This is a genomic window from Streptomyces sp. NBC_01275, assembly GCF_026340655.1.
GTDB lineage: Bacteria > Actinomycetota > Actinomycetes > Streptomycetales > Streptomycetaceae > Streptomyces.
Map to the genome: position 1 here is coordinate 3,016,102 of NZ_JAPEOZ010000001.1, position 15,551 is coordinate 3,031,652.

General features: G+C 68.6%; 14 protein-coding genes. 1 reads left to right on the forward strand and 13 read right to left on the reverse strand.

Annotated elements, in window-relative coordinates:
- Nucleotides 1–86: 86 nt before the first annotated feature.
- Both OG562_RS13145 and OG562_RS13150 read right to left on the reverse strand, forming a co-directional pair.
- Nucleotides 87–3,020, reverse strand: coding sequence for a hypothetical protein (locus tag OG562_RS13145; RefSeq protein ID WP_266396897.1), 2,934 nt, complete (start codon nt 3,018–3,020; stop codon nt 87–89).
- Nucleotides 3,017–4,120 carry a hypothetical protein gene (locus OG562_RS13150; protein ID WP_266396900.1) on the reverse strand — a complete coding sequence of 368 codons (1,104 nt, stop codon included), beginning with the start codon at nt 4,118–4,120 and terminating at the stop codon, nt 3,017–3,019. The genes OG562_RS13145 and OG562_RS13150 overlap by 4 nt, the downstream gene beginning before the upstream one ends.
- A 422-nt stretch (nt 4,121–4,542) precedes the next feature.
- Between OG562_RS13150 and OG562_RS13155 the strand changes: the two genes are divergently transcribed.
- A complete protein-coding gene (locus OG562_RS13155) occupies nt 4,543–5,019 on the forward strand; it encodes an STAS domain-containing protein (protein ID WP_266396903.1) in 477 nt (158 codons plus the stop codon).
- Between the two features lie 20 nt (nt 5,020–5,039).
- On the opposite strand, the gene OG562_RS13160 is transcribed toward OG562_RS13155, so the two are convergent.
- The 11 genes from OG562_RS13160 to OG562_RS13210 form a co-directional block, all read right to left on the reverse strand.
- A complete protein-coding gene (locus tag OG562_RS13160) occupies nt 5,040–5,969 on the reverse strand; it encodes a hypothetical protein (RefSeq protein ID WP_266396906.1) in 930 nt (309 codons plus the stop codon).
- A gap of 15 nt (nt 5,970–5,984) precedes the next feature.
- Nucleotides 5,985–6,887 (reverse strand): hypothetical protein, encoded by a 903-nt coding sequence (locus OG562_RS13165; RefSeq protein ID WP_266396909.1) that lies wholly within the window; start codon nt 6,885–6,887, stop codon nt 5,985–5,987.
- Nucleotides 6,887–11,680, reverse strand: coding sequence for a phage tail tape measure protein (locus OG562_RS13170; protein WP_266396911.1), 4,794 nt, complete (start codon nt 11,678–11,680; stop codon nt 6,887–6,889). Before OG562_RS13170 ends, OG562_RS13165 begins: the two co-directional genes overlap by 1 nt.
- 2 nt (nt 11,681–11,682) lie before the next feature.
- The gene (locus OG562_RS13175; RefSeq protein ID WP_266396913.1) at nt 11,683–11,991 is read right to left on the reverse strand and encodes a hypothetical protein; all 309 of its coding nucleotides are present in this window, start codon (nt 11,989–11,991) and stop codon (nt 11,683–11,685) included.
- 26 nt (nt 11,992–12,017) lie between these two features.
- Nucleotides 12,018–12,602 carry a hypothetical protein gene (locus OG562_RS13180; protein ID WP_266396915.1) on the reverse strand — a complete coding sequence of 195 codons (585 nt, stop codon included), beginning with the start codon at nt 12,600–12,602 and terminating at the stop codon, nt 12,018–12,020.
- Between the two features lie 17 nt (nt 12,603–12,619).
- Nucleotides 12,620–13,111, reverse strand: coding sequence for a hypothetical protein (locus OG562_RS13185; protein ID WP_266396917.1), 492 nt, complete (start codon nt 13,109–13,111; stop codon nt 12,620–12,622).
- Between the two features lie 146 nt (nt 13,112–13,257).
- Complete coding sequence (locus OG562_RS13190; protein WP_266396919.1) at nt 13,258–13,695, reverse strand: hypothetical protein; 438 nt, start codon at nt 13,693–13,695, stop codon at nt 13,258–13,260.
- 71 nt (nt 13,696–13,766) lie between these two features.
- Complete coding sequence (locus OG562_RS13195; protein WP_266396921.1) at nt 13,767–14,204, reverse strand: HK97 gp10 family phage protein; 438 nt, start codon at nt 14,202–14,204, stop codon at nt 13,767–13,769.
- A gap of 4 nt (nt 14,205–14,208) precedes the next feature.
- The gene (locus OG562_RS13200; protein ID WP_266396922.1) at nt 14,209–14,586 is read right to left on the reverse strand and encodes a hypothetical protein; all 378 of its coding nucleotides are present in this window, start codon (nt 14,584–14,586) and stop codon (nt 14,209–14,211) included.
- A gap of 101 nt (nt 14,587–14,687) precedes the next feature.
- On the reverse strand, nt 14,688–15,110 hold the full coding sequence (locus tag OG562_RS13205) for a DUF6093 family protein (protein WP_266396924.1): 423 nt from the start codon (nt 15,108–15,110) through the stop codon (nt 14,688–14,690).
- Nucleotides 15,107–15,550 (reverse strand): DUF6093 family protein, encoded by a 444-nt coding sequence (locus OG562_RS13210; RefSeq protein ID WP_266396926.1) that lies wholly within the window; start codon nt 15,548–15,550, stop codon nt 15,107–15,109. Before OG562_RS13210 ends, OG562_RS13205 begins: the two co-directional genes overlap by 4 nt.
- Nucleotide 15,551: the final 1 nt, after the last annotated feature.

Here is a 15,551-nt window from a genome sequence, read left to right on the forward strand (position 1 = left end):
GCGGCAGCCCGGTATGCGGCACACGGCAGTGAGCGTTGCGGACGGCCAGTCCGCGATCTCGGTGGGGTAGGGCTCGGTCATGGTGGTCAGCTCCCGACGATGAGGTACCAGACGCTGGTGGCAGTGGTGGTCGTGCGGTTGATCCATACGGTCAGGCCAGCGGCTGTGACGCTGGTGGCGGTGCACTCGACCACCGTGCCGGGCACGGTCGAGGAGGCGGTCACGAAGGCGCGGTGAACGGTGCCTGCGACGTTCAGCCCGCTGACGGTGACAGATGTGGGTGTGTTCGCCACGGGGGTGATGGTCACTACGCCGGTGACGATGTTGGGGGCCCGCAGGACGCCGTCGGTGAAGGTCATCTGCCGGGTGCTGCTGTACCAGGTGATGCCGGCACCCTTGATGATCATGGAGTGGTAGCCGCCGCCTGCGTTGCTGCCGCGCGCGCCGTACAGAGTGATGGCGGAGTCGTCGTTGGGTCCGCCGTTCTGGGCGGTGATGTGCGCGTAGCCGTCGAGCTGGTCGGACGGTTCCAGTCGTGCGAGGCCTTTGCCGTTCAGCTCGGGGGAGCGGAGGGTGACGTCGGCTCTGGAGCTGGCCACGAGGGGTGATTCCAGGACCACTTCGGGCTGTACCCAGGTGCTCAGGTCGATGACCGAGGCGCGGACTCGGCCGGGGGCCGTCTCTGACGAGGAGCCCGAGAACATCTCCAGGGCGGGCTGGGAGTCGGAGGACGGGTTCAGGACGAGTCGGCGGCCGGTCGCCGCCGTGCGTACGGTCGCGCCGGTGACGACCTTTCCGTTGACGGCGTCGGCGTCGAGCTTGTCCGCGGTGATCGCGCCGGCCTTGATGTGGGTGGCCTCGATCGAGCCCGCTGCAATCTTCGTGGCCGTGACCGCGTTGACAGCGATCTTGTCGGCGGTGACGGACAAGACGTTGAGCTTGTCGGTGGTGACGGCGAGCGCACCGATTTTCTCGGCCGTGACGGCCAGGGCCAGGATCTTGTCGGCGGTCACCGCTCCGGCCAGGAGTTTGGGCGTGGTGATCGCTCCGTCTGCGATCTGCACGCCCGGCACGACGGGGCGGACGACCGCGTTGTCCCACAGGACCGCGCCCGAAGTCGACTCGTACGACTCCAGCCAGACGGTGGCCGCGGTGGTGTTCGCCGGCGCCGTGACCGTCGCGGACAGCCGCTGCCAGGAGCCGCGGGTCGGAGCATCGACCTGGGCCACGCCGAAGCCGACAGTCGTTCCCGTTCCGTCCTGCCACCGGGCGTAGAACCTGACTGCTCCTCCGGCCCAGTCGACCGAGGCGTTGGCGTCGACTGCGAGGTAGAGCTGTTCGCCGCTGAGGATCGGCACGGAGGTGAGAGCCAGGGAACGCGTGGTGGCCGTCGTGGCGGTCGCGTCGACTCGAAGGGACTTCGCACTCCCGTTTCCCCCGGAAGCGACGGACCATTCGTTCTTGGCGATCGCCGCGGTGTAGGCGCCCTCGAAGCTAGGGTCGCTGAGTGCGTTGGTCCCGCCGGCGACGACGAGTTTGTCAGTCGAGATCGCCCCCGCCGCGATCTCGGATGCCGTAACCGAGTTGGCGGCGATCTCGCGACCGGTGATTGCATCGGCGGCGACCTTCCCGGCTATCACCGAGTCGGCGGCGAGCGCCGCCGCGGTGACGGAGCCGCTGATCAAGTTGGTGGAGTCGACCACTCCGGTCTTGAGCGCCTCGATGGCGACGGCGTCGACCTGCATGACGGCCGGGGAGTTGGAGACGCCCATCGAGCTGTAGTTGAGCCACAGATAGGGGGTGATGTACCGCACGGCGTCGTGTATGGTCCCGGGCTGCCGAGGGTCGTTGTTGGGGCCGGCCGATCCAGAGGTGCCGGAGACTGCCCGGTCTTTCAGGTAGCCGACGACGGTCACCCAGCCATCCGTTGTCGGCATCGGGCGCGCGGATGTCGCCGCGTAGTAGTGGCTGTTGGCGGAGTTGACCCCGGTGCGGTTGACGAGGGTGGTCTGGTCCGCGCCGACCCCGAGCACGCCGACGTACATCGAGTCAGCTCCTGCGGCGAGTTGGGCGGTTGCTCGGACTCGGGCGCTGATCCGGTAGAGGACACTGGGCTCGTAGGGCACGAGGGTTGTGCCGCGCAGCCGGATGAAGCCGCGGGCCTCGCCGACGGTCTGTCCGGTGGGCGCGTCCGTGACGCCGGTGAGGTGAGTCCAGGTCGCGCCGGTTCCCCCGTCGGTGGTCTGCCAGGCCGCGGCCTCGCCCATCGCGTCGACCAGGCGCTGCGTGGTGGAGTCGGCAAGAGCACCGCCGAGCACGCTCAGGGTCACCGCACCGCTGGCGAGCTTACCCAGCGTGACGGAGTTGGCGGCGAGCTTCTCGGCGAGCACCGCGCCGTCGGCGAGGGCGGTCGAGTGGACGGCTCCGAGGGCGAGTGCCGCGCCGGTCACCGCGCCGCCGGCGAGCTTGGTCTCGTCGATGATCGCGTCGACCAGGTCGTCCGGGACTGCCTTGCGGGCCTGGCCCTGCGCTGGGGCAGAGGGCTGTCCGGGCGTGCCGGAGGTGTTGAGGGCGATCAGGCGCACCCACACCGTGTCGTAGGTGTCGGTGGCGATGGTGACGCTGCCGCCTGCCGCCGTGGTGAAGGCGGCCATGGGCCGGGTCGTGTCCGGCTCGGCGTCCGCCGTGGCCGCTACGTGGACCTGGACCTCGGCCAGGTCCAGAGGCGCTGTCTCCGCATCCGTCCAGGTTCCCGGCCAGGTGACGGTGAGCCCGGACAGGGCCGAGTCGACTACCGGTGTCGTCGGGGTGGGGGGCGGCGGTCCGTTGTGGGCGACGAAGCCGACGGTTCCGTCGTCCTGGAGGCCGAGGCTGCCGCGCAGGGTGCCGTCCTGGTCGTAGACCTCGACCGCGCCGTCCTCGATCGACGAGTACGCCATGCGCGCGGTGCGGGTGGTGCGGGCGAGCTGCCGCTCCAGGGCGGCGACGCGGGCGGCCAGGCGGGCGATCTCGCTGCTCACGCGGCGCCTCCCCCGTAGATGAAGCGGTCGGCGCGCTGAAGCTGGACGACGGCTTGTTCGGGGTCTTCGCCGGAGGCCGGCCGAATCTGCCAGCCGACGACGCGGCACCAGGCGTCGAAGTCGGTCCACTGGTCGTGGACCCGGGCCCGTACGTCGTCGCCGATCTGCCAGGAGCCCAGGCGGGCCGCGGGGTGGTCGCGGACGGTGATCTCGGTGACCTCGCCGATGACCTGGCGGGAGACGCGTTCCTTGCGGGCGCGGGCGGCGAGCCGGTCGTTGGCCTTCTCCTCCGGTACCTCGAGGAGGTGTTCCAGGCGCAGCCGTCCGTTGCGCACGGCGTCCACGGCGCGGCGCCGGTTGCGGCCCTCGCCGGCGCCGAGGGCGATGACGACCTGGGCGAGGTTGTCGCCGTCGTACTCGACGGGGACGGCCTTGATGATGTTGACGCCGGACTCGAAGTGGATGTCCGTGCGGCGGCGGCCAAGGCGGGGCCAGCCGATGCGGACGCGGCCCTGCGGGGTCCCGTTCTGCCAGGAGACGTCCTCGGTCCACTCGGGGCCGCCTTCGACGGCGGTCATGTCCGCGATGACGTCACCGAGCGAGGGGGTGTCCCACCAGTCGATCCGGTAGGGATCCTCGGGAGTGCCCACGGTGACCTTGGATGTGGTGCCGTCGACCTGGATACCGAGCCGACCGTCCGGCTGCTCCTGGCAGTACGTCCACACGTCGCGGATCACCCTGCACGGGTCGGCGTAAGTATAGGGACCGCGCGCGTTGAGATGGCCGTGCAGGTCATAGCGGCGGTAGGGGTATGAGCCCCAGCCTGAGGCCTCGATGGTCAGCTGCTGGCCTTGGGGATCGGCTCTCCAGATCAGGCCGCCCCACAGCAGCCGGCCGTCGCGCTCGGCGTAGATCTTGGTGTTGCCCGGGTCGAGCTGGGCACGCACGAGGTGAGCCAGCCTCGGTTCGACGGACCCGGTGAAGCTGCCGGTCGCGGACAGCGCGGGCCCGAACTCGACGCCCGTCAGCGGCAGATCCCAGGCCAGGACCTTGTCGGTGAGCGCGTCAGTGGTGAGGTAGCGGTAAGACGGCGACGCCATCCGGCTTGTTCCAACTTCTCCCCCACGCCTGACTGAAAATCAAACATCGAAAGACTCAACAAGCACGCCAGAACGCTCAGTTCAATCCCACACGGCGATTCCCTTCACAGAAGCACCAAAGCCCCACCTCCTCTATCCAGAGGGCAACACGTTCGAGACCATTACCCCAAGGACTGGAGCACAGCCACCCGGGAAGTAAAAGGCAACCACGCAGGGAGGTCACCGATCACGCCATGGACTTCATACCCAGCACACCCTTGTGGCTCGCAAGCTCTATAGCCGGGGTACTGCTTTGCACATATCTGATCCTATTCTTGATGGCCGCATTTCATCGAGATCCAGAGCGCAGACGAGAAGCATATAACTTGCTTTCGTTGCACCGCTTCTCCCGCCCAAGCGGAGAAAGTCCCACTGCGTCGGACATGGAGAATGACGAGCCTCCCCAGCAAGGCACATCCTTTTCTCCCCAAACGCCTACGCGAGATTGGCTTCCAGCCATCGGCCAAAGCCGCACGCTCGATGACGGAACGATGATGGGCCCATCAGGAAGCGTCCACATTCACCGCAGGGGCGGCTGGACCATACTCGATGTGAGAGGAGACGTCGATCCCGAATTCCTGAAACTGAGGGACACCGCCTTGATTCTGATCGAGCGAGACGAGCCAGAGAAGCTGATTCTCGACGCGTCATCGGCACCACCCTTGAACTCCATAGCCCTAGGCATCCTGGTAGGAATACTGAAACGCAGCCGCTCCAAGGACATAGAATTCCGCATGGTCACCCACAGGGAAGACTACTTGAAAGTGTTTCAAATAACAGGACTCATTCACATATTCCCCCTCTACGCAAAAATGGACGACGCGATCTCCGGATTGAATCCGATCGGACGCCAACCATGACCCCTAATAGGGTGTCTCATTCACAGAACGCTCTCCGTGAACTCGACGTCGGCAATGATCGAGGTCGACCCGTCGACCGACAGGTCACCGGTCTCGGCCTTTGACATGTAGGTCTGCAGCGACAGCGTCGAGGTGGTGCCTCGCTGCGCCGCGCTGATGGGGACGTTGTCGGCGACGACGACGGTCTGGCGGCGGACGACCGCGCCCTGGTCGTCGTCGATGACTGTGGTCTGGCCGAGGTCGGAGCCGAACTTCGTCTGCATGGAGGCGAACACGTCCGCGCGCGCCATGCGCAGCCCGGCGATGGTGACGACGATCTTGGCCGAGACGGCCCAGGCGGGGATGGGCACCGACCAGCTCGCGGCGGTCGGCCAGGCGTGCCATTTGTTGTCCTGGTACTTCAGCTCGCTCAGCGCGGTCGGGTAGGCGGTGTGCAGCTTGCGGTCGCGCCGTGGGTTCGCGATCTGCCGCAGGTCCGTGACCATGGCGCTGGTGATCGTGGCCGTGTTCGCGGGGAGGTCGAGCCTGGCCAGCGGGATCGCCGTCATGCCGGACGGGACCGTCTTCGTCGTGGCGGAGACGCCGGAGACGACATGGAAGTAGCCGATGTCGTCGGCGGCCGGGTCGCGGTTGCCCTCGTACTCCGGATCCTCCACCCGCAGGCAGATGAGGTCGGACCGGGCCGAGGAGCCCGTGGGGGCGATCGGCACGAGGGCGTCGCCGACGTTGTACTGGGTGTAGGAGCCCTGGCCCCACGCGGCGCCCGTCACGACGGCCGAGCCGTCGCCGACGCGGACGCCGGCGCCGGGGGTGGCCCACTCTCTGACCTTCAGGTCGTTGCCTTCGGTCACGCCCTGGTTCCCGGATGCGAGGTCGCGGACCATCATCCGGAAGGCGCGGGCGGGGTGTTTGCCGCCGTGCGTCAGCATGGGCGGCTGGATCAGTGCCATCGGGGGTGCTCTCTCCTATAGGGCGGTGAAGGCGTCGCGCCACGACACCGTGAGACGGGTGGAGTTGGTGTAGTCGGCACCGGTCCACCGGAGTTCGCTGGTCTTGTTGGGCGGGATCTGGAACAGGTCTAGGCGGGATTCGGCGGACAGGGCGTACGCGGCGTTGCCGCCGTTGCGCAGCACCCAGCGCGTCCCGGGCCGGGTGTCGATCTGGAGGGTGTCGCTCTCGCCGAGCGTCAGCGCGAGGTCGAGGACACGGCCGGTCTCCGTGATCCAGATCCGCGGGTTCACGACGGGGCCCCTGATCGTCAAGGAGGGCCAGGCGGGCAGGTCACCGCCGTTGGTGACCCAGCCAGGCCGCTCCTGAGGATTGGCGACACCCGTCGTGATCGGCGCGGTCACCGGAGCGGTGAAGCCGTCCTCGTCGTCGTCGCGGGCGAGGGGCAGCGTGGTCCGCTGCTCGACGTCGTCGTGCCACTCGGGAGAGGTCGCGGTGAACTGCAGGGTGATCGGGATCCAGCCGTAGACGGCCTGCGCCAGGGTCACGACCTCCACCCGGCGGACCCTGCCGTGCAGCCGTTTGGGGTTGCTGCGGCCCGGCCACCACAGCCGCAGGGCCTGCAAGGCTCCCGCGCTCTTGCGGGCGGCGGGGTCGGCGGCGGCCTGGTCGAGCGCGGCAAGCGCGTCGGCGGCGGCCTGCGGGTCGCCCGGTGTGCGGATGCCGGCCTCGATCGTCACCGTGCGGGGGCTGTAGTAGTCCACCCCAGGGAACGAACCGTCGTCCGTCGGCAGCTGGACGTCCTGAACACGGACTTCTGGCGTGCCTAGCCCGGTGATGTCGCTGATCGGGTACGGCGTCTTGGGGCCCATGAGAACGCCCGCGAAGTCGACTTGCCACTCCTGAGTGATCGTCGCCATCAGATGCGGCCTCCCCGCTGTGCATTCCGCAGCCGCCGCATGATCTCCGTGCCGACGCGGTCGGCCGTGTTCGCGTCGGCGGTGCCGTTGACGGTCACCGGCATGGAGCCGACGAGTGCCGCGGGCTGCTCGCGTACGACGATCACCTGGACGGAACTCGCCGGCCGGGCGTCGACGAGGCTCACCGGTCCGGTGACCCCGTTCGGGGTGAGCTGGTAGCCGAACCGCCGTGCGACATCGCCGAGGACCGCGGTGGCCGCCGCGCGCCTGTCGGCACCGAGCGGGACGAACGCCTCGCCTCCCGTCTCCGGTTCGGCGAACTTCACGACCCCGTTCGACGTGGCGTAGATGCCGGGTGTGAGAACACCGCCGTATCCGTACGCCAAGTGCTTGTTCGCCTTCGCCAGGTCGGACAGGAAGGTGTCGGCCTTCTTGCCGAGGGCTCCCTTGATGCGGGCTCTGCCTGCGCTGGCGACGTCGATGATGTGGTCCTCGTCCAGCTCGGTCGCCTCGGCCACGGCGTGAATGCCCGTCTTCGACGACTTGATGGCCCCGATGATCTTGACGAGGTCGGCCAGGTCCTCGTCCGGCAGCGTCGCGCCGGACGACTTCGCCGCGGTGTTGGCGTTCTTCGCCTTCTTCGGCGACTTCACCGCCTGGGCCGCCAGGTCCTCGGCGTCCTGGTCGCCCTGCTCGGCCAGCATCCCGGCGAGGTCGGTGTAGCCCATGGCGGCGAGCTTCGCGATGTTCTTCTCGAACGCCTGCTGATCCTTGACCGCGGCCTTCAGCTGGCTGGTGTACGAGGACAGGGACGCCTTGGCGGTCGCCGCGAGGGCTTCCAGGTCCTTCGTCATCGCCTTGACGTACTGGGAGCTGCCGGTGGCCATCTTGCGTGTCAGGTCGACGCCGTCCTCGCCCATCTCGGCGAGAGCGTCGGCGACGTCCTGGCCGGCCCGGCGGGCCACGGTGTCGAGGTCGCTGCGCCAACGGCGGGCCACGGTCACGGACTTGTGGAGGTTCGTGACGAACTTGGACGAGCTGAAGCGGTCCTTCTTGTCCTTGGAGTCGCCCGCGATGCCGGACAGGCTGAACAGCTCGGGTGTGTTGTACGACCAGTCGGTCAGGCCGCCGCCGGCGTACCACTCCACCTGTCCGCCGAAGCGCCGGACGACCTCGCCGACGATCGCCTTGCTCCGTGGCCGCTTCGACTCCGCCAGGGGTACGTACGCCTCCCCTCCCGTCTCCTTCTCCGCCCAGATCCGCATGCTTCCGGCCGGGGCGATCTGCGCCACGTGCCGTTCCTTGCGTACGCCGCCGTCGGCGTAGAACTCCAGGACCGAGCCGTCGGCCTGCGCCTTGGGCGCCTGGATCGAGTCCGGGACGCCGTCGGCGTCCCGGTCCCAGGACGTCGCCTGCCGCTTGATCACGAGCGGTACGACCACGGGCGGCGGCTGGTTCGCAGTCACGTTGACGGTGACGGTCTTGCTGCCGGGGATGTTCTGCACGGAGACCCCGATGGCGTCCAGCTGAGCCTGGACTGCGGCCATGTCTCCGGAGAGCAGCGCAGACGTGAGCGACGCGGCGGCCTGCGAGCCCTTCTCGCGCGAGACGACCGTGATCAGGTCGAGCATTCCGGCCCATGCCTCTCGCGCGTCCTTGCCCACCGTGCGGAAGGCTCCGACCACCCCCGCCAGGTTGGGCGCCTTGACGTCGGCGTCGGCACCCCAGATCGCCTGCAGAGTGCCCATGGCCTCCTCGACACGGCCGTCGAGGAGGGCGTTCTTGAACGCCGCAGCCGAGTCGGCCCCCTTGCGGCGGGCAACCTCGGCGATCAGTTCCATCCCGCGTTCCAGCTCCTGCCGCGCGTCTGCGGAGCTGGCCTTCGCGGCCTCGCCGAGCTGGCTGAACGCCATCTTCGAGGTGACCCGCGCGAATGCCGCCGGATCGTTCGTCTCGGACGCCTTCGCCCACTCGCGGGCGATCTTCTCTCCGTACTGGGCGGCGATCGCGGGCAGAAGGTCCAGGCCCTGCTTGTACGCCTCGGTGGACCGCGCCGCGTCCTCGGTGACGATCGCCTGCATCTCGTCGGCGATCTCCGTCTTTCCGGCCTTCAGGTTCTTCACGAGCTCGGCGAGCATGGGCGCAGAGTCGACGCCGAGTTCCGCAAAGTGGCCCGTCAGGTCGCCGTAGCCCTGGATGGCCAGCTCGGAAAGGTTCGACTGGAAGTCGCGCTGAGCCTCGGCCTGGGTCCGCAGTTCCTTCATGTAGTCGCGAAGCGACACCTTCGCGTCGGCCGCGTCCTTGCCCGCCTTGCGCATCGCCTCGCCGGCCTGGGTCTGGGCATCCTTGAATGCCCGCGAAGGGTCGACCGCGTCCCCGACCGCGGTGGCCAGGGCCTTCATCTCCTCCGTGTACTGGGGGGCGCCGTTCTTGTCGAGCGGTATCAACTGGTCCAGGTTCCACGCCGCGTTCGTGGTGGCCTGCTGCCGGATCTTCGCTCCGATGATGCGCTCTTGCTCCAGCTGCTCCTGGTAGTCCTTGATCGACTCGTTCCAGATCTTGCGCCGCTCGTCGAGGGCCTTCTTCGCCTTGGAGAACTTGGTGATGTTCTCCACGCCGCCCGGCTCCTCTCCGGACCGCACCTTCCCGCTGTACTCCAGGGAGTCCTGGTCGAGCCTCGCCTTCAGCGCGGACAGCTTCGCGCCGCCGGAGGTGATCGCGTCGATGGCGTCGTTGATGTCCACCCCCGCGTCCTTCAGCGTGTCGAGGTCGTCCCCACCCGTGATCTGCTCGACGAGCTTGCGCAGCGCCAGCCCGCTCCCCTCCTGCTCGCCCTCCGCCTTCAGCGCCTCGACGAGCTCTTCCGTCGCGTCCTTCGCCTCCTGCTTCGACGCCGTGTAGGCGGCGTACCCGAGGGTCCCGACAGCGAGCAGCGCGGTCAGCCCGGATACGGCCAGACCCGCCCCGGACAGGACGGTGGGCAGCAGCGCGCCGCCGGCCCGGGTCGCAGCCAGGTTGGTGCGGAACGCGGTGACCTGCAGGCTCAGCTTCGTGAACGCGGCCCTCGCGATCAGCGTGGCGGCTACGAGGACCCCCAGCCCTGCCGCCAGGGACTTCACCGGCCCGGGAAGCTCGTTGACCGCCCCGGCGAACACATTCAGGGCTTCGCCGACCGCCTGCAGCGCCGGCAGCATCGCACGGCCCAAGTCGATGCCGACCGCGCGGGCCTGGTTGCTGAACAACTGCCACTGTCCGGCAGTGGTGTCCATCTGGACGTCGTAGGCCCGCTGCGTGGCCCCGGCCCGCTCGACTTCGCTCGCGATGCCCGCGTACGTGTCCGCGTAGTTCTGGCCGTCCGCCGCGGCGAGGGCCAGCGCGGCCCGGGTCGCTCGGATGTCATGCCACAGGTTCGCCAGGTTCTCCGCCGAACCGCCGGAGGCCTGGTTCAGCTTGTTGACCACCACGTACAGGCCGTCCTGCTCCACGGCGGACGCCGTCGACTCGTAACCCAGCTCCCGGATCGCTGCCTTCAGCTCCCGGGTCGGCTTCATCAGCCGCGTCATCAGCATGTTCAGCGCCGTCGCAGACTCGGCGGCGGGGATACCGGACAGCGTGATCGCGGCCAGCGCCGAAGAAAGATCGTCGAACTCCACGCCGGCCGCGGCCGCCATCGGCACCACGTCGCCGAGCTGCTGCGCCAAGTCCTCGTAGCTGATCACGCCGAGGTTGACGGTCTGGAACATGACGTCCATGACGTCGGTCGCATCCGCTGCCTCGAGGCCGTACGCCTTCAGAACTCCCAGCAGCGCGCGGGCGCTCGTCTCGGACGTGGTCAGGCCGGCCGCAGCACCTCGGGCCGAGACTTCCAGGATCGTCATCGCCTCGGCGCCGTCGAAGCCCGTACTGACGACCTGGTAGAGGCCCTCGGCGAGTTGCTCGGCCGTCTGCGGCAGCTCGGTGGACAGCTCGACGATCTGGTCGGTGAACTGGCCGACCGTGTCACCAGTGATCTGCCGACTGATCGTCAAGACGTTCGCCATCGCCTTTTCCAGGTCGATGGCGTTTGCCACGCCGACGCCGAGGACGGCGCTGATGATCAGCCCGGTCTGCGCGAGGGAGACTGCGCGCTGGGTACGGGCGGCTGCGAGCACGGCTTCCGCCCGGGCGGTGCTCTGCGCCGAGGCCGCCGCATTGCGGGCGGCGACGCGCTGGGCCTCGTCGCGCCCAGCCACAGCGTTGCGGGCACGGACTTCCGAAGTCGCCACAACACCGGCCGCACGGGCGGCTGCCGCCTGTACGGCCGTCGTCCTGGCCTGAGCCGCCACCTGGTCCTGTGCCGCACGGGTCGCAGCGACCTGAGCCGCGGCCGACGTGCGCGCCGCGGCCGCCGCGCCCTGGCCGGTGGCAGCGGCGGCTCGCGCAGCCATCGTCTGCGCAAGCGTCAGCGCACGGGCCGCACGCTCCCCCGCCGCGGCCTGAGCGGCGGCAGCAGCCTGCGCGCGGGCAGCCGTCTGAGCGGCGACCGCCTGCGCACGGGCAGCTACCTGCTGAGCCCAGGCGGCACGCTGGGCAGCCTGCGAGACCTGGGCATGCGAGCGCACCATCTGCGCCGAAGCCGCCGCCTGCGCACGGGCCAGCTGCCGGGTGGCAGTCTGGACCTGGTTGAGTCGGCCGTCGACACCGGCGAGTTGCCCGTCGAACGCACGGAGCTGGGTCGCTCCCGTACGCAGGCCACTCGTCAGGTTGCCGAAGTTGGCCATCATGTTGACGTACAGGCTGTAGGCGCCGGTCACGGCTACTCGTCCTTCCGGGGCCGAAGCCCGATCTTCACCCCGCGCCCCTCCGGACCCTCCGGCACCAAGTCCCGCTCCATCTCGATCAGCTCGCACCCCGGACAGCGAGTCGTCTCCGGGATGTAGGCGAACCGGTCGCCGCCGTGCGTCTCGTCCCACTCGGCCGCCCGGGTGCCGCAGCCGCCGCACACCGCGCGCGTGAACGCCAGCCACGCCAGAGCCTTCGCCCGGTCCAGGGCCGACCAGCGGCGACCGTCGCCGGCCCCCGTGAACTGGCTGTGCGGGATGCCGTACTGCGCGCACAGCTCCATCTCGGCCCGGAAGCCCGGATCATCCGTCAGCCTTTTCCCAGGTCGGCCCGGAGGGTCTGGTTGGGCAGGAGAGCTGCGGTGAACAGCGCCTTGGCGTCCGCGTCGCTCCAGCTGTCCAGGAGCTCCTGAGCCTCGCCCTCGCCCATGCCGTCCACCGAGCAGCCGGCGATCAAAGCCGCAGGAAAACTCTCGACGTTGTACTCGTGCCCCATGTCCGCCTGGGCCTCCGTCGGCGGATGCTCACGCAGCAACTGAGCCCACACCGGCCGGGGCAGCGCCCGGAAGGTGAGCCGGATCGTTCCCTCCTCCAGCGCACCCTGCGCAGCCTCAACCGCCGAGGCCGCAGCGAGCACGATCGGATGCGCCTGGATCCACTGCTCCCGCTGCTCCTCGGCCACACCCTGCTCGATCGACTCCGCCGAGGCGGTGGTGCGGGCCTTGGCGAGTCCGAGCGACGCCTCGCTGACGGCGGTCTTCAACCGCGGGTCGTCGACGAACGTCACCGGACGCTGGGGCAGCTCCCGGCCCCGCAGCCGGGCCATCTTCGCCGACCAGTGCGGGTCCCTCGCCACAGCCTGCGCGGACGGTTCGTGTGTCGTGCTCGAAGTCATGTGACAGCCCCGCCCGGTCAAGCCGCGGCCGGCACGGCGGCGTCGAGGGTGGGCTCGGCGGTGATGGCGAAGCTGACCTTGAACTTCGCGGGCTCCGCGCTCGCCGTGAAGGCAGCCGCACGGCTGCCGACCCGCACGGGGAAGACGTCCATCGACTTGCTGCCTGCGATGTCGCCCTTGCGGAGGATGACGACGTACCCCTCGACGCCCTTGGACAGAAGCGACTCCAGCGTGTCGTCGACCTTGTCCTCGTAGAACGTCAGCGAGCTGTTGTCCGCCTTGTCCTCGCCGGGGATGTTCGACGTGAACTCGCTCGCCATGTCCGGGGTGTCGATCGCGGTGTTCTCCAGCGCCCAGCCTTCGATGTCGCTGATGGCCGCCGACAGTTCGGTGGCGTTGGGGCTGCCCAGCTCCGCCCGGACGGGGACGTTGTCCTGCGCCTTGACGGCCTTGAGGAAGAGGAACTTCGTGACGCCGCGGCGCATGTACCGCTGCTGCGTGATGGCCACTGACTCTCGCTCTCCGAGGACAGGCCCCGAGAGCGTGCACCGGAGGCCCATCCCCTACGAATCGCATGATGCGAAAGAGGGATTCGGCCCGTACCGATGTGGCCGGGCGTCCGCGACAGGGCCTCCGCGGTGAGGTAGCCGATACGTCAGGACCCGAGAGTGGTCACAGTGAGCACGTACCGCTGCACGTAACTGTATACGCCACCGCTGACCGTGACGCCTTCCTCCTTGTCCAACTCCCTGCCGATCACCGCGCATCCGGCGACGACGACGGCGTTGACGAAGTCGCCCTTGGCCGAGCGGCCGAGAATCGCGGCGCGGACCTTGTCGGCCATCCACTCCGCCTGCTCCGCCGTGGAGGCAACACACGTGACCTGGAACAGCACCCGTGCGTCCGCGTCGGCGTCACCGAAAGCCGGACCAGAGGTGGTGATACCCAACGGGTACAGCACGCTGTAGGGGATCGTGGCACCGGTGGGCGTACTTGATGACGTCGGGGCGGTCCCATAACCGCAGGAGCGAGTTGTCGCACTAGCCAGCATCGTCTGAACCGCGAGCGAGACCAGCCGACCGGAGACGGGCATCTACTCCCCTTCGTTGGTGGTCTGTCCGCCTGCGACGCCAACCTGCAGGTCAGCTTTGGCGTCGCTGCCCTTCACGGATCGCCGCCGATGGTGTCGCCGAGCGCGACGATGAACAGCGGTCGGATCTCCTCCACAGCTGGCCCCACATGCGGGTACGGGGGTTGGTTGTAGACGCGTCCCAAGGTGTCAGCGCCGACGAAGCCGTACTCCAGGCGTCGCGACTGGGGTTTGTTCGTGCCGACGACCGCTGTGACGGAATACCCGTCGGTGGACACCTCGTGCGTCCACGAGCGCCGGTAGTCGCCTGTGGGCGCGTTGGGGCCCGGTCGGCCGCTGGCCTTGGCCTTGATCCGGGTCTCCAGCAGCATCGCGTAGTGCTGGACCATGGCTGTTACCTCGGGCAGAGTGCGTGCCGCCCTGGCCTCGAGTTGCGCGGCGATCTGGAACGCGTTGGAGTAGGCGCCCGAGAGCGGGTGAGCGTTGGGGTGCGGATTCAGCGAGGACGCCAATGGCTCACTCCCCGCCTTCCGGTTCCGGCTCGCCCCACTGGCCGAGGGCCCATTCCCGCAGCACAGCTAGCATGGCGCGGGTCAGCTCGTGGGGGCGGCCGTCCATGAAGTCGTGGCGGTCGAGCGCAGCCTTCTCCAGTTCGGCGGGACTGATCGCGGACAGGAAGGCGGCCGCTGCCGGTCCAGGGTCCGGCGGGTCGCCGATGACGAGGTGCGCGAGGCCCTCGAACACCCCGGCCGCAGTGGATCTCGGGGAGAGTTCGATCACCATCTGCGGTACGTCGCCCGCTCGGTGGGCCAGCGAGTACGCAGCGAGGTCCCGGGAGATGTCGTGACCGCCGATCTCCACGACGGCGGTATGTCCCTGCCCAGTGACGCGCACCGAGAGGGGCTCACCTCCAGGAGAGATAGGTTTCGAATCCTGATGTGTTGGCACCTATCTGATCTTACGGGTATCCCTTGCCAATCCCGCTCGCCAGCCGCCTACGGAGGGGTGATCTCGTCGAGGCGGGTCACCCGAACGATCTCGACCGTGGACGCCTCCGACGGATCGAGGACCTGCCACACCCGATTCGCTGTCGCCGCGTGCCCGCCCGCTGCGGTCACAACCTCCACACGGTCGTACCGCACCGGAACCGGTGCCGAAATCGGCGTGAGGAGCCGGTACCAGCTGACCGTGTCGTCCAGCCACTCCCGCCCGAGCACATGCTGCGCGGTCACCTGACCATGGCCGGACAGGACAGCCCCCGGTCCCTCGTAGACCACTTCCGCTGGCACCGGCCCCAGGAGACCGGTCGAGAGGTCGAGTTGGGGCGTTCCCGTTGGGCGAGTGATACGCACTGTGTCCACCAGCAGCGTCGACTCCAGCTTCTCCCGTTCCGCCTCGGTATCGATCGGCGTGCTCACGAGGTGCTGGCCGAAGTGCTGGACTGGGTGTTCTGGTCCAGGAACGTCGTGCGGACCACGGCCAGGGTGGAGGTCTGCCCGACGTCGAGGACGCGCCACGTACGGCTGACAGCCGCGGGATCGGCAGCGTTGACGACGCTCACCGTGTCCTCACGCGAAGCGACCGGGGCATCCAGGGGCGTGATCAGCTTGTACTTCGACGTGGAGTCGTCGACGTACGCCTGACCTTCCAGGTGCAGCACGATCCCCGGATCACCGTTCGGGAAGATCCCGCCGTGCCCTTCGTAGATGATGACGGGCGGGCCGGGCTCGTACTGGCCCGTGTCCGGGTTGAAGACCGGCTCGCCCACCCTACTGATACGGACGGTGTCGGTGAGGATCTTGCGTTCGATCAGGTCGCTGACAGCCCCCAGGGTCAGCCCTTCAGTGGGTGTGCTCATG

Coding starts and splice junctions, on each gene's coding strand:
- OG562_RS13150 (WP_266396900.1), bottom strand. CDS start 4,120: ATGGCGTCGCCGTCTTACCGCTACCTCACCACTGACGCGCTCACCGAC.
- OG562_RS13155 (WP_266396903.1), top strand. CDS start 4,543: ATGGAGAATGACGAGCCTCCCCAGCAAGGCACATCCTTTTCTCCCCAA.
- OG562_RS13160 (WP_266396906.1), bottom strand. CDS start 5,969: ATGGCACTGATCCAGCCGCCCATGCTGACGCACGGCGGCAAACACCCC.
- OG562_RS13165 (WP_266396909.1), bottom strand. CDS start 6,887: ATGGCGACGATCACTCAGGAGTGGCAAGTCGACTTCGCGGGCGTTCTC.
- OG562_RS13175 (WP_266396913.1), bottom strand. CDS start 11,991: ATGGAGCTGTGCGCGCAGTACGGCATCCCGCACAGCCAGTTCACGGGG.
- OG562_RS13180 (WP_266396915.1), bottom strand. CDS start 12,602: ATGACTTCGAGCACGACACACGAACCGTCCGCGCAGGCTGTGGCGAGG.
- OG562_RS13190 (WP_266396919.1), bottom strand. CDS start 13,695: ATGCCCGTCTCCGGTCGGCTGGTCTCGCTCGCGGTTCAGACGATGCTG.
- OG562_RS13210 (WP_266396926.1), bottom strand. CDS start 15,550: ATGAGCACACCCACTGAAGGGCTGACCCTGGGGGCTGTCAGCGACCTG.